This is a genomic window from Corynebacterium sp. CCUG 65737 (genome assembly GCF_024454115.1).
GTDB classification, from domain to species: Bacteria; Actinomycetota; Actinomycetes; order Mycobacteriales; family Mycobacteriaceae; genus Corynebacterium; species Corynebacterium genitalium.
Map to the genome: position 1 here is coordinate 55,193 of NZ_JAGPZB010000010.1, position 14,808 is coordinate 70,000.

Annotated in this window: 8 protein-coding genes; all 8 read left to right on the plus strand. The window is 64.2% G+C overall.

The genetic code is table 11. The features are described 5' to 3' along the window. The 8 genes from KBX17_RS08685 (at position 1) to KBX17_RS08720 (ending at position 14,584) form a co-directional block, all read left to right on the plus strand. Positions 1-1,803 carry a hypothetical protein gene (locus KBX17_RS08685; protein WP_256019426.1) on the plus strand — a complete coding sequence of 601 codons (1,803 nt, stop codon included), beginning with the start codon at positions 1-3 and terminating at the stop codon, positions 1,801-1,803. Between the two features lie 83 nt (positions 1,804-1,886). After that, positions 1,887-2,894 carry an alpha/beta hydrolase family protein gene (locus KBX17_RS08690; RefSeq protein ID WP_256003851.1) on the plus strand — a complete coding sequence of 336 codons (1,008 nt, stop codon included), beginning with the start codon at positions 1,887-1,889 and terminating at the stop codon, positions 2,892-2,894. A gap of 223 nt (positions 2,895-3,117) precedes the next feature. Continuing rightward, positions 3,118-5,052, plus strand: coding sequence for an alpha/beta hydrolase-fold protein (locus tag KBX17_RS08695; protein WP_256019429.1), 1,935 nt, complete (start codon positions 3,118-3,120; stop codon positions 5,050-5,052). Between the two features lie 3 nt (positions 5,053-5,055). After that, positions 5,056-5,526 carry a DUF732 domain-containing protein gene (locus tag KBX17_RS08700; RefSeq protein WP_256019430.1) on the plus strand — a complete coding sequence of 157 codons (471 nt, stop codon included), beginning with the start codon at positions 5,056-5,058 and terminating at the stop codon, positions 5,524-5,526. Further along, the gene (locus KBX17_RS08705) at positions 5,526-6,443 is read left to right on the plus strand and encodes a cutinase family protein (RefSeq protein ID WP_256019432.1); all 918 of its coding nucleotides are present in this window, start codon (positions 5,526-5,528) and stop codon (positions 6,441-6,443) included. The genes KBX17_RS08700 and KBX17_RS08705 overlap by 1 nt, the downstream gene beginning before the upstream one ends. Before the next feature lie 8 nt (positions 6,444-6,451). Further along, positions 6,452-8,272, plus strand: a complete 1,821-nt coding sequence (locus KBX17_RS08710) for a FadD32-like long-chain-fatty-acid--AMP ligase (protein WP_256019433.1) — start codon at positions 6,452-6,454, stop codon at positions 8,270-8,272. A gap of 26 nt (positions 8,273-8,298) precedes the next feature. Then, the gene (gene pks13, locus KBX17_RS08715; RefSeq protein WP_256019455.1) at positions 8,299-13,056 is read left to right on the plus strand and encodes a polyketide synthase Pks13; all 4,758 of its coding nucleotides are present in this window, start codon (positions 8,299-8,301) and stop codon (positions 13,054-13,056) included. Then, positions 13,043-14,584, plus strand: a complete 1,542-nt coding sequence (locus KBX17_RS08720; RefSeq protein WP_255995096.1) for an acyl-CoA carboxylase subunit beta — start codon at positions 13,043-13,045, stop codon at positions 14,582-14,584. Before pks13 ends, KBX17_RS08720 begins: the two co-directional genes overlap by 14 nt. Positions 14,585-14,808: the final 224 nt, after the last annotated feature.

Consider the following 14,808-nt stretch of genomic DNA (forward strand, 5'->3'; position numbering starts at 1 on the left):
ATGCATGATCGTGCCCGCCTCTCCCTGCTCGTTTCCGCAGCGATAGCGGGCGTTTTCGCATTTTGGGGTGGATGGACCCGCCGCTGGATGAGTGATGACGGGCTGATTGTCCTGCGCACAGTCCGCAACATCCTGGCCGGAAACGGACCGGTGTTCAACGTCGGGGAACGCGTGGAGGCCAACACGTCAACACTGTGGCAGTACCTCATCGCCGCCTTCGGCTGGATCCCTGGCGTGCGGCTCGAAGACGTCTCGATGTGGTTGGCCCTCATCTTCACCGTGACCGCCGCTGCGAGTGCGACGTGGGCATCGGGCCGATTGTGGGGGCACACAGTGCTGCCGTTCGGCATCATTATCTACCTGGCGTTGCCCCCGGCCCGAGACTTTGCCACCTCCGGTTTGGAGTGGGGGTTGTCCCTGGCGTGGATCGGCGTGTGGTGGGCGCTGCTCGTTGGATGGGCGAAACAGCCTGACACCCGTGTGGTGTACTGGCTGGCCTTCTGGGCAGGACTGTCGTGGTTGGTCAGGCCGGAGCTCGCGCTCTACGGCGGATTGACCGGACTGGTGCTGTTGTTCTTCTCCTGGCGGGATTGGCGGCGCATTGGCGGCATTCTCGCGGCGGCCCTTCCGGTGCCCGCTGCGTACCAGATCTTCCGCATGGGCTATTACGGTCTGCTCACTCCGCATACCGCGGTGGCGAAGTCAGCGTCGGACTCAGCGTGGGGGAGCGGTGCTGCGTACGTGTGGGACACGGTGCAGCCATATGCGCTGTGGCTGCCGCTGATCGGTGCGGTGGCGCTCGGCGTGTGGTTCGGCCTGCGGTTGCAGTCGCGCGAGGTCGTCGTAGTCGGGCTTGTTCTCGTGTGCGGGCTGTTGCACATGCTGTACGTCATGCGCGTCGGCGGCGACTTCATGCACGGGCGCATGGTGTTGTTGCCCCTGTTCGCGTTGCTGCTGCCCGTCATGGCAGTGCCTGCCACCTTGGTCAGTGGAATCGGGCTGGGTGCCCTGGTGGTTTGGGCGGGCATTGTCGTCTACCGCGGCCATGACCTCGGCTTCGAAGTCTTCGTGGAGAGCCCGGAAAACCTCGTCGTCGTGGACGAGCGCGAGTTCTGGACGGCCGCAATGATGCGTGAATCCGGTGATCCGCCGCGGTATGCGGAGGACTTCCTCGTCGCGGACTTGCTCAACGGCTGGCCGGAAGGCCTGGAAGAGTCGCGGCGGCAAAACTCCGGTGCGCTGACCATCATCCGCTTCGACGACAACTCCCGCCACTACACGTGGGTGCCGCGCGCCCGCACGACAGCGGACACTGACCTGCAGGACATCCCGACCACGGCGTACCTGATCAACCTGGGCATGATATCGGCGAATGCCCCGCTCGACGTGCGTGTGCTCGACTCGGTCGGCCTGGCCACCCCGCTGGGCGCCCGCCAGCCGCGCGACCCGGACGGACGCATCGGACATGACAAGAACCTGCCTCTTCACTGGCAGTTGGCGGATTCGGCTGTGGGGGAAGAAGGGATGCCGGATTACGTCGATAAACAAACGGTGATGCAGGCACGAGCTGCGCTGCGGACGCCTGAGCTCAATGAACTCTTGGCGACGTCGCGTGAACCGATGAGTCCAAAGCGTTTTTTGAAGAATATGGCGTATTCTTTAAGAAACGGACGCACTCTGGAAGTGAGCGATGACCCGAAGGTGTACCTGGATCAGGAAACTCTGGACCGCATCGTCGCAGGTGAGGATGTGGGTTTGCAGGGGCCGCGGATCTTCTGGCCAACGGCACGGCTGGAACAGTAGGTAACCGGTTGATAACATATCGATCACGATGAACGATGAACTCAATTGAGTCATCCTGATTTTTTCTAGTGATTGGTGAACCGATGAACGCGACTCTTTCCGTGCGCCGCGCTGTGGTGGCGCTTGTCACGGCATTCGCTGCCGCGATGATGCTGCTCGTTGCCACCCCCGAGGCTGACGCGAACCCGCGCGGTTGGCTGCGCCCCGACGCAACCGGCCACTGCACGTGGGACCCGGTGAAGTACTGGGTGCAGCGCTGCGACGTGTACTCCCCGGCCATGGGCCGTAACATTCCGGTGCAGATCCGCCCGGCTGCCCGCGGCGGCAACGCTGGCCTGTACCTGCTCGACGGCCTGCGTGCGACCGAGCAGACGAACGCTTGGCTGAACGACGTCAATGCTGCGGCTGTCTACGAGAACGCCAACATCACGCTGGTCATGCCGATCGGCGGCGAGGGCTCCTTCTACGCTGACTGGCAGTACGACCCGAAGTACGGGGGCGGCAAGCCCTACAAGTGGGAGACCTTCCTGACCCGTGAGCTGCCGGGCTACCTGCAGCGCCACTTCGGTGTCTCCCCGACGAACAACTCCGTCATCGGCCTGTCCATGGGTGGTACCGCGGCGATGAACCTTGCGGCGAAGAACCCGCAGCAGTTCCGCCAGGTCCTGTCCTTCTCCGGCTACCTGACCACGACGCTGCCGGGCATGCAGACCATGCTGCGTGTGGCGCTGCTCGACGCTGGCGGGTACAACCTCAACGCTATGCACGGTTCCATGGTCAACCCGGAGCGCTTCGCTAACGACCCGTTCTTGAACATGAACGGTCTGCGCGGCAAGGACATCTACATCTCCGCCGGACCGGGCATCCCGGGACCGCAGGACGCGAAGTACCCGAATGACCAGAAGCTGGCGGGTGCCGGCCTGGAGTTCGGTGCAATGGTGACCACCCGCGTATGGGAGGCGAAGGCTCGAGCCGAGGGCCTGAACGTCACCTCGGATTACCCGCCGAACGGTCTGCACAACTGGGACCAGTTCGGTAGCCAGCTGTACAAGACCAAGGGTCGTGTGCTGAACCACATGAACGCCTGGTAATCACGGCACCGGCACAACACGGCCCCTGGGAAGATCCTCGCCCAGGGGCTTTGTTGTAGCATCACGATTAGGTCGTGGACACTCGGCGTGTCACTGACCTAAAGTCTCAAGTTAAACTTAAACTCTGTCACAGAAACCGAGGCCCGGCCTGGGAGAGGGGAAACTCCTGGGGTGGTGAGCTGAACCGGTCTTTTCGTCATCCGAGATTTAAGGGTTCAACCACATGCGCAAGCTTTCTAAGGGCCAGCTCCTGGCGGCCATCGCTGCACCAACCGTCATCGCTGCCGGAATCGCCGTCGTTCCTGCCGAAGCGCAGAACGCCTCCGACCTGTCTTCTGCCATGTCGTCGGGCCGCGGCATTTCCGACGGCATCCGTCCGTCCGATCCGCCGCCGCGCACCCCCATTGAGGTGGACAACAACCCGCAGGTTGAAGGCCTGCCGGAGGGTGTGTCCGTGGACCGCATCGAGTGGCTCACCCAGCGCCGCGTGGCTGTGTACATCAAGTCCGCCGCGATGCCGGATAAGCCGATCCAGGTGCAGATCCTGCTCGCCCGCGACTGGCACTCCAACCCCCAGGCGAAGTTCCCGGAGGTGTGGGCACTTGATGGTCTGCGTGCACGCGAGGATGAGTCCGGCTGGACCATTGAGACGAACATCGAGCAGTTCTACGCCGACAAGAACGTCAACGTGGTCCTGCCGGTGGGCGGCGAGTCCTCCTTCTACTCCGACTGGCAGAAGGCGGACAACGGCAAGCACTACAAGTGGGAGACGTTCCTGACCAAGGAGCTCGTTCCGGTGTTGGATAACGAGTTCCGCTCCAACGGTTCCCGCGCTGTTGTCGGCCTGTCCATGGGCGGTACCGCCGCGATGAACCTGGCGGAGCGTAACCCGCACCTGTTCAACTTCGTCGGTTCCTTCTCCGGCTACCTGGACACCACCACGACCGGTATGCCGACGGCCATCAAGGCCGCGCAGATGGATGCCGGCGGCTACAACTCTGAGGCCATGTGGGGCCCGATCGGTTCCCAGGACTGGATCGACCACGACCCGAAGCTGGGCATTGAGAACCTGCGCGGCAAGACCGTCTACGTCTCCGCTGGTTCTGGCCAGGATGACTACGGCCAGCCGGACTCGGTGGCAAAGGGCCCGGCTGTCCCGGCGGGCGTGGGCCTGGAGGTCATCTCGCGCATGTCCACCCAGACCTTTGAGCGTTACGCAAAGAAGGCGAACGTGCCGATCATTACCCGTTACCGTCCGTCCGGTGTCCACTCCTGGGAGTACTGGCAGTACGAGATGACGCAGGCGTGGCCGTTCATGGCGAACGCGCTGAACGTCCCCGAGGGCGACCGCGGCGCGGAGTGCAACGCGGTCGGCGCCATCGCTGAAGCGACGAAGAACGGAGCGGTGGGTTCCTGCGTGAACAACGAATACGACGTCGCCGGCGGCAAGGGCAAGGCTCAGGAGTTCCGCAACGGTTCCGCGTTCTGGTCCCCGGAGACCGGCGCGCAAGTGCTCTTCGGCTCGATCCTGGCTAAGTACAACGCACTGTCGGGCCCGGCAGGTTGGCTCGGCTTCCCGAAGACTGGCGAGCTGAAGACGCCGGACGGCAAGGGCCGCTTCGTCCACTTCGAACGCGGCTCCATTTACTGGACCCCGCAGACTGGCGCGCAGGCCATCCCGGGCGACATGTTCGCCGAGTGGGGCAAGTCCGGCTACGAGCGCGGCCACCTCGGCTACCCGGTCGAGGAGGCACAGGCTGTCGGCGGCGGGTACCTGCAGAAGTTCGAGAAGGGCTACCTGACCCGCAACCCGGACAATAAGGGCCACTACCAGGTCTTCGGCGCTATCGGCGCGAAGTACGGCGAAATGGGTGCTGCCCGCTCCGACCTGGGCTTCCCGAAGTCGAATGAGCGCAAGATCAACGGCGGCTTCTTCCAGGAGTTCGAGAAGGGCAACATCTACTGGTCCCCGAAGACCGGCGCCCACGTCATCTACTACGGCGAAATCTTCGACCACTGGGGCAAGAAGGGCTGGGAGCAGGGCGAGCTGGGCTGGCCCACCTCCGACATGAAGAAGATCCCCACCGGTGGACTGACCATCACCTTTGAGAATGGCACGGTCGAGCAGGTCTTCGGCAAGGTGCGCGAACGGAAGTAAACCATGAAGAAACTCCTACCGGCTGTCCTCGCTGCGGCAGGGCTCACGCTCGCCGCGTGCGGCGGCACGACAGTGGACAGCGACGACGTCACTGCGACTCAGTCAGCACCGTCCACAACCGCAACGGAAGCAACCACGGAGACACAGACTGAGACCTCCGCCCCGGAAAAGTCGGACGAAGCTGATCCGGCACTGGACAATGAGGGTGCGGCCAGCGAGGTCGAGGCCCCCGCGGACGAGCCGATGCGCCCGGCAGAGGAGGAGGCGTACCTCGAGGCGCTGCGCGAAGGCGGCGTCAACGTCGACGGTAATGAAGAACAGCTCGTCTCCACTGCTCGCACCATCTGCGACGGCAGCATGATCACGCGTGACGCTGTCGCAGGTCAGCTGGTTGAGCAGGAACAGACGAAGCTCGACGCCGATAAAGTCGCAGAGCTTATTGACGCCTCCGCCAACGACCACATTTGCAGCTAATGAAAGCACGCAACGTATTGACGGTGATTGCCGTCATCGCAGTCCTCGCCGTCATTGCGGTGGGGGCTGCGCAATGGTTTGGACCCGGTGAGGGCCCCCTTGAACCGGGTAAGGATCCCGCGCCGCCGTCGGCCGAGGAGCCTGGTTGGTGTCCTGCGGTGGAGGTGATTTCGGCGCCGGGGACGTGGGAGTCGTCGAAAAGCGATGACCCGTTCAACCCGACGGCGAACCCGATGAGCTTCATGCTCTCGATCTCGCAGCCGCTGCAGGAGCAATACGACATCAACCACGTGCGTGTGTGGACGCTGCCGTACACCGCGCAGTTCAAGTCGATCCAGTCGCGCAAGGAGATGAGCTACGACGACTCGCGCAATGAGGGCACCGAGCGCCTCAACGCCGAGTTGAAGTTTGTGGCGGATACGTGCCCGTCGACGCAGTTCATTCTCGCCGGATTCTCACAGGGCGCGGTGATTGTCGGTGACATTGCCAGCGACATCGGCAACCACCGCGGCGTCATCCCGCCGGAGCGGTTGCGCGGCGCGGTGATGATTGCCGACGGCCGCCGCGAGAACGCGGTGGGTATCAACCCCGGCGTGCCCCTGAACGGCATCGGCGCGGAGATCGCGCTGCACCCGCTCAACTCCGTGGTTCAGGCCGTCGTGCCGGGTGCGACGATGCGCGGGGTGCGCGACGGCGGTTTCGGTGCCGTTAACGACCGCGCGATTGAGATTTGCGCGCCAGATGATTCAATCTGCGACGCCCCGCCGAATGTGGGCGATGCACTGGGACGCGCCCGCGAACTCGCCGAAGCTAACGGCGTGCACGCGATGTACGCGTCCAACCCAGATGTGATTCCCGGCACCACGACCAGTCAATGGACCGTAGAGTGGATTCGCGAGAGTATTGACAATATGTAAGGAGAGCCATGGACCTCGAGCAACTGCTCTACCAGTTCTACGACGACGACAAGATCGACCTGCCGCCGGAACTGTCCCTGTTCCAGTTGTGCGAGATGCTCTACCAAGGCAGCGCAGAAATGGGCACGGGCGACCTGCACCAGCTGCGCTACTGGGACTACTCGGAAGACCGCGAAGGCGTGGCCGTCGATTACACCCGTGAGGATGTGATCACCCGCATCAAGGCTGTCGGTGCGCGCTTGCAGCAGACCGGCCAGCCCGGCGACCGCGTGGCCATCATGGCGAACAACTCGCCGGAGTACCTCTTCGGTTTCATGGGTGCCGTCTACGCCGGCCAGGTGCCGGTGCCGCTGTATGACCCGAATGAGCCGGGCCACGGCGAGCAGCTCACCGCTGTGCTGGCGGACTGCGGCGCGAAGACCGTGCTGACCAACAACCTCGGCGCGAAGGCCGTGCGCGAGTTCTTCGCGGAGACACCGAAGCCGCAACGCCCCCGCATCATGGTGGTGGACTCCCTGCCGGATTCCCTGGCCGAGTCCTGGGTCACCCCGGACGAACCCGAGGGCATCGACCCTGTCGACCAGGTCGCATTCCTGCAGTACACCTCCGGTTCGACGCGTCTGCCGGCCGGTGTGGTGCTGACCAACCGCGCGATCCTCACCAACGTCCTGCAGATTTATGACGCAGTGGAGCTGAAGATGCCGCTGCGCTTGTCAACGTGGCTTCCGCTGCACCACGACATGGGCATCATCCTCACCATCTTCGTGGCAATCATGGGCATCGAGTTCGAGCTCATGGGCCCGAAGGACTTCATTCAGCAGCCGAAGCGGTGGACTGATCAGCTCACCTACCGTGAGGGCGATGAGGAGCAGTTCACCTACACCGTCGTGCCGAACTTTGCCCTCGACCTGGCCGCCCGCTACGCCGCGCCGGAGAACCCGGGCGACTACGACTTCTCCAACGTCGACGGCATCATCGTCGGCTCTGAGCCCGTGACCAAGGCGGCCGTGGAGACATTCGTCGAGGCATTCACACCGTCCAACCTGGACCCGAAGGTGCTGCGCCCGTCCTACGGTCTGGCAGAGGCGACACTCATCGTCTCCACCCCGCAGACGGAGGAGCGCCCGCACTTCGTGCTCTTCGACCGCGAGAAGATCGGTGAAGGCACCGCCGTCGAGGCTGAAAACGGCATTCCGTTCGCCTCCAACGGCCAGCCGGTGCCGGACATGCACTACGCGGTCGTGGACCCGTCGACCCGCAATGAGGTGCCAGAGGGCACCGTCGGCGAGCTGTGGATCCACGGCGACAATGTGGCCGTAGGTTACGAAGGCCGCGAGGAAGAAACCCAGCAGACCTTCGGCAACACCCTTGGTGAGCGCTTGGCAGAAGGTTCCACCGTCGCCGAGGACGCTCCGTCCGAGGGCTGGTTGGCCACCGGTGACCTGGTCACCTTCTACAAGGGCCACCTCTACATCACCGGCCGCGTGAAGGACCTCGTTGTCATCGCCGGCCGCAACCACTACCCGCAGGACATCGAAGCGACCGTCATGGAAGCCTCCGACCACGTTCGCGCGGATTCGGTGGCGGCGTTTGCAGTGCCGGGTGAGGACGTCGAAAAGCTCGTCGTGCTCGTCGAGCGTGCCGAGGGCGCAGACGCTGCTGCCGACCCGATTGCCGAGGACGCGATCCGCGGCGCGATCTCCCACACCCACGGTATTAGCCCCGAGGTCATCCGCTTCTACGCACCGAATGACATCACCCGGTCTAGCTCTGGAAAGATTGCGCGACAGGTTAACCGCAACAAATTCATCGCGGCCGACGATAAGTAGACGTGTCCGACAACAGAAAGGTGCCCATGACGGAGAGTGAACTCGTAGCGTGGCTGCAGCAGTGGATTGCTGGCGCGACGGGAGCTGAGGACGTCGACCCGACCCTGCCCCTGGAGAACCTGGGGTTGTCCTCGCGCGACGCGGTCATCCTCTCCGGCGAGCTCGAGCGGCTCCTGGACACCAAGCTCGACCCCACCATCGCGTACCAGTACCCGACGGTGGAAGCGTTGGCGCGAGGTTTGCTCGCGCCGAAAGCACGCTTGTCGACGACATCCGCGCCGGCCACCCGCCGTGCCGGGACCGGTTCTGGAGATGTCGCCATCATCGGCCGCGCGGGGCGGTTCCCCGGTGCGGCGGACGTGGATAAGTTTTGGGACCTGTTGGTTGCGGGCCAGTGCGTGACCGGTGACCTGCCGGCAGGCCGCTGGTCTGAGTACTCCGCCGATCCGGTGATGAGCGCGAAGATGCGCGAGCAGAACGTCCAGGGCGGCTACCTGGATGACATCCGCGGCTTCGACAACGAGTTCTTCGGGCTGTCGCCGCTGGAGGCGACCAACATGGATCCGCAGCAGCGCATCATGCTGGAGCTGGCGTGGGAGGCTCTCGAGGATGGTCACCAGCCAGCCAATGAGCTGCGCGGTACGCCCGTCGGCGTCTTCGTGGGCTCGTCTTCGAACGACTACGGCATGCTCGTGTCCTCTGATCCGGCGGCAGCGCACCCGTACGCGCTCACTGGCACGGCCAGCTCCATCATCCCGAACCGCATCTCCTACGCGTTCGACTTCCGCGGCCCGTCCATGAATGTGGACACGGCTTGCTCGTCGTCGCTTGTAGCGGTGCACCACGCTGTGCGCGCACTGCGCGACGGGGATGCGTCGATCGCTCTTGCCGGCGGCGTGAACATTCTCGCCTCCCCGTTCATCTCCACCGCGTTTGCTGAACTGGGCGTGATCAGCCCGTCCGGCCGCATCGCCGCGTTCTCTGACGACGCCGATGGCTTCGTTCGCGCGGAGGCAGCTGGATTCATCGTGCTCAAGCGTGTCGAGGATGCGATTGCGGACGGCGACGAGATTCTCGCCGTGATCAAGGGCTCCGCCACGAACTCCGACGGCCACTCCAACGGCCTGACAGCCCCGAACCCGGAAGCGCAGGTGGACGTACTGTTGCGCGCGTATGCCGACGCCGGTGTCGATCCGGGCACCGTCGACCTTGTTGAAGCCCACGGCACGGGTACGGCGCTCGGCGACCCGATCGAAGCCTCCGCTCTGGGCGAGGTGCTCGGTGCGAACCGCCCGCTCGCGGAGCCGATTCTGCTTGGCTCCGCCAAGTCCAACATCGGCCACACGGAATCAGCTGCTGGTGTGGTGGCGATGATCAAGGTGCTCGAGGCCCTGAGTCACGACACTGTTCCACCGTCTGCGAACTTCACCGAGGGCAACCAGTACATCGACTTTGATGCCACGCGCATCGAGGTCGTTGAGGACCCCCGCGAGTGGCCGCAGTACTCCGGCCGCCGCGTTGCCGGTGTGTCCGGCTTCGGCTTCGGCGGCACGAACGCGCACGTCGTGGTCACGGACTTCGACCCGGCTGACTACCCGACGTCCGCAGACTCGCCCGAGGCTACGGCCGCGGGCGGTTTGGTCGACCCAGAGAACCCCAACCTGGTCCTGCTGCCGGTCTCCGGGCTGCTGCCGTCGCGCCGCCGCGATATGGCGGCGACGATCGCCGAGTCGCTGAGCCAGAAGACGGATCTGCGCGCTGTTCAGCGCACGCTGGGTGGGCGCAACCACGGCCGCTCCCGCGCAGTGGTGACAGCGAGCTCCGTCGAGGAAGCAGTCAAGCGGCTAGGTGCCGTTGCTGAAGGCAAGAACGCGCCGGGCATTGCCTCTGCGGATGCCCCGCAGACTAGCGGCCCTGTGTTCGTGTACTCCGGTTTCGGTTCGCAGCACCGCAAGATGGCCAAGCCGCTTATGGAGCACTCGGCCTTCTTCCGCCAGCGCATCGAGGAGCTGGACAAGGTCGTCGGCTTTGAATCCGGTTGGTCCATGGTGGACCTCATCATGGATGATGAGCAGACCTATGACACAGAGACCGGCCAGGTCACTATCACCGCCATCCAGATCGCGCTGACGGATCTGCTGGCCAGCTACGGCATCACCCCGGCCGCCACGATGGGCATGTCCATGGGTGAGATGGCCGCAGCCTACGCTGCGGGCGGTCTGAGCGCCGAGGACGCCATCGTCATTGCCTGCGCACGCGCCCGCCTCATGGGCGAAGGCGAGCAGCAGGTCGCCGGCACAGACGGCGAGGGTGCCATGGCGGTGGTGGAGTTGAGCCGGGAACAGTTGACGGAATTCGTCGATAAGCACCCCGAAGCTCAGGGCGTGGAGCCTGCTGTGTACGCGGGGCCGGGCATGACGACGGTCGGTGGCCCCGGCAAGGCCGTCGACTACCTCGTCGCCGCGCTGGAGGAAGAGTCCAAGTTCGCCCGCAAGCTGCAGGTGCGCGGTGCGGGCCACACGAGCATGCTCGACCCGATCCTAGGTGAGCTCGCCGCGGAAATCGCCGGCACCCAGCCGCGTCCGCTGCGCATCACGCACTTCGGGTCCGTCGACGGCACGCACCACGCGGGCGAGACGATTCACGACGTCGACTACTGGATCCGCATGACGCGCCAGCCGGTCATGTTCCAGGACGCCACCGAGGCCGCGTTCGCCGCCGGCCACACGACGCTGGTGGAGATTTCCCCGAACCCGGTGGCCATCATGGGCATGATGAACACGGCGTTTTCCGTGGGCAAGCCCGATGCGCAACTGCTGTTCTCCCTCAAGCGCAAGGAGAACGAGGTTGCGACGCTGCTGGACCTGGCCGCGAAACTTTACGTGAACGGCATGCCGGTCGATTTCGCCGCGCTTGCGGGCGAAGGTCCGCGCGCAGACCTTCCGCACACCCCGTTCCACCGCAACGAGCTGTGGACTGACGCACGGCCGTCCAGTTCCGGTTCCGGTCCGCTGGGTGCGCGCGTGTCGCTTCCCGACGCCACCTACGCCTACGCCACCCCAGCCGACCAGATCTTCTCCTCTATCCAGTTGGTGGAGCTCGCCGCGGCCGACGTGGACCCGGATGCCCACGTCGTTGCTGCAGAGGAGCGCGCGCCGCTACCGGCTTCGGGCGAGCTGACCACAATGGTCCGCCGTTCTCTCGGTGGTCTCACCGTGCATGTCTACAACGGGGCAGTGCTGGTCGCGGAAGGATTCGCGTCCACGCTCAACCTCGCGGAGACGAGCCTGCCGGGCGTGACCAACGCCCCGGAGGCCCCCGAGATGGCCGCCGCCCGCGAGAAGATGATCGCCGGTGCGAAGGCTGATTCCGAGATCGACGCCGTGCGCTGGGACCCGGCCACCGAGACGGTTGAGCAGCGCTTGCGCTCTATCGTCTCCGAGTCCATGGGTTATGACGTCGACGATCTCCCGGTCGAGCTCCCGCTCATTGACCTGGGCCTTGATTCGCTGATGGGCATGCGCATCAAGAACCGCGTGGAGAATGACTTTCAGATCCCGCCGCTGCAGCTCCAGGCGCTTCGCGACGCCTCCGTTGCCGACGTGATCACGATGGTCGAAGACGCGGTCGAAGGCCGCCCCGAAGAACCGCAGCCAATGGCGGAGAATGACCCGAACCGCGATCCGGGCCAGGCCGCCGCGAAGGCGAAGGGTGTCGGCGTGGCCCCGCGTGACGCGTCCGAGCGCATGGTCTTCGGCGCGTGGGCCAAGTACGCCGGCGCGGCTGCCGCGGGTGTGACCAGTGAGTTGGATCCGATCACGGACGAGCAGGCGGCAGATATCGCCACTCACCTGAGTGATCGTTCCGGCATCGAGGTCACCGCCGAGCAGGTCAAGGAAGCTGAGACTCTCGAGCCGTTGGCCAATATCGTCCGCGAGGGCTTGGAGACCCCCGTCGAGGGCAACGTCCGCGTGTTGCGCGAGCGTACCGACGACACTACCCCCTCCGTCTTCGTCTTCCACCCGGCTGGTGGGTCGAATGCGGTGTACCAGCCGTTGACGCGTCGTTTAGCGGACAACGTGCCGGTCTACGGGCTGGAACGACTCGAAGGCTCGCTCGAGGAGCGCGCTGCCGCCTACATCGAGGACATCCGTGAGTTGTCTGCAGGCCTGCCGATTGTGCTCAGCGGCTGGTCCTTCGGTGGCGCGCTGGCGTACGAGATCGCCCACCAGCTGCGTGGCTCCGATGTAAAGGTCAAGTACATCGCGCTGCTGGACACCACCCAGCCGTCGAACCCGACGCCGGACACGCCGGAGAATGTGCGTGCCCGCTGGGACCGCTACGCGGAGTTCGCGAAGGACACCTACGGGCTGGACTTCGAGGTGCCGTACGAGCTGCTCGACACCGCTGGTGAGGATGCGCTGTTGAACATGCTCGGCGAGTTCTTGGCCTCGACCGACGCCTCCCAGCACGGCCTGGCGGCGGGTGTGCTTGAGCATCAGCGTGCCTCCTTCGTGGACAACCAGATTCTTGCGAAGGTGGACATGCAGCGCTGGAAGGACGTCGACGTTCCCGTTCTGCTGTTCCGTTCGGAGGGTATGCACGAGGGCGCGATCATGCTCGAGCCGGCCTACGCTGAGATTGATCCGGATGGTGGCTGGGCCGCTATCGTGGACGACTTGACCATCGTTCAACTGCCGGGTGATCACTTGGCGGTGGTGGATGAGCCGGCGGTGGGGATCGTCGGCAAGCATATGCAGGAGTGGATAGATGACAACCGCTGAAAAACTCGCTGAACTGCGCGAACGGCTGGAGCGTGCGCAGGACCCCGGCTCCGAGCGTGCGCGCAAGAAGCGTGATGACGCTGGCCAAACCACCCCGCGCCAGCGCATCCAGGCGCTTCTTGACGAGGGGTCCTTCGTGGAAACCGGCGCGCTGGCCCGCACTCCCGGCGATAAGGACGCGGTCTATTCTGACGGAGTTGTGACGGGGTACGGGCGGATCGACGGCCGACCGGTGGCCATTTACGCCCACGACAAGACTGTCTACGGCGGGTCGGTCGGCGTGACGTTCGGCCGTAAGGTCGTTGACGTCATGGAGTTCGCCATCAAGATCGGTTGCCCGGTCATCGGCATTCAGGACTCCGGCGGAGCGCGCATTCAGGACGCGGTGACGTCGCTGGCGATGTACTCCGAGATCGCGCGGCGCCAGTTGCCGCTGTCGGGCCGTTCGCCGCAGATCTCCATCATGCTGGGTAAGTCCGCCGGCGGTGCTGTCTATGCGCCGGTGACCACGGATTTCATTGTCGCCGTTGAGGGCCAGGCCGAGATGTACGTCACCGGCCCGGCTGTGATCAAGGAGGTCACGGGCGAGGCGATTTCGTCTGCCGAGCTCGGCGGCGCCGTCCAGCAGGAGCAGAACGGTAACGTCACCGTGACGGTGACCAGCGAGGATGAGGCTTTCGAGTTCGTCCGCGACTTGCTTGGCCACCTGCCGACAAGCACGTTCGACGAGCCGCCCGTTGTCTGGGCCCCAGCGGACGAGGACCTTGACGACTCTGCGCTCGACGACTTCATGCCGGACGACACCAATGCCGGCTACGACATGATGGACCTGCTGGTCCAGCTTGGTGACGACGAAGAGATCCTGGAGATCCAAGAGAACTACGCCCCCAACTTGATCTGCGCCATTGGGCGTATCGACGGCAGGCCTGTCGGCTTCGTAGCCAACAACCCGATGCACTTCGCCGGCTGCATTGATGCCGATGCCGCTGACAAGGGTGCTCGGTTCATCCAGACCTGCGACGCTTACAACATCCCGCTGGTCTTCGTCGTGGACACTCCTGGCTACCTGCCCGGTGTGGATCAGGAGAAGGTCGGTTTGATCCACCGTGGCGCGAAGCTCGCGTTCTCCGTTGTGGAGGCCACCGTGCCGAAGATCTCCCTGATCGTCCGCAAGGCCTACGGCGGTGCCTATGCCGTGATGGGGTCGAAGAACCTCACGGGTGACTTGAACTTCGCGTGGCCGACCGCGCAGATCGCCGTCATGGGCTCGGCCGCTGCGGCCGTGATGATTCAAGGCAAGCAGCTCGCCGCGATTGACGACGAGAACCAGCGTGCTTACATGAAGAAGGTCTTCATGGACTTCTACGAGGAGAACATGACCTCCCCGTACGTCGCGACCGAGCGCGGTTACCTCGACGCGATGATCCAGCCGTCCGAGACCCGCCTAACGTTGCGCCGCGCCCTGCGCCAGCTGTCCACCAAGTACGAAAACGACCTGCCTAAGAAGCACGCGATTCGGCCGCTTTAAGCAGTTGATCTGCGTCTTCTTCCCTTTTTCACCGAACGTGTAACGTTTTGGTCACGGCGGGAGATACTGACTGAGTAATGCTTTTACCCAAACTCTTTCAGGAGGTTTTCCATGCTGAGCAGCGCAATCGACATCGTCGCTGAAATTGCCAACTACTTGAACTGGATTGTCCGGAACGTCCAGCAGGGCAAGTTCGACATCGGGTTGTAAATCCCCGCCTGTTT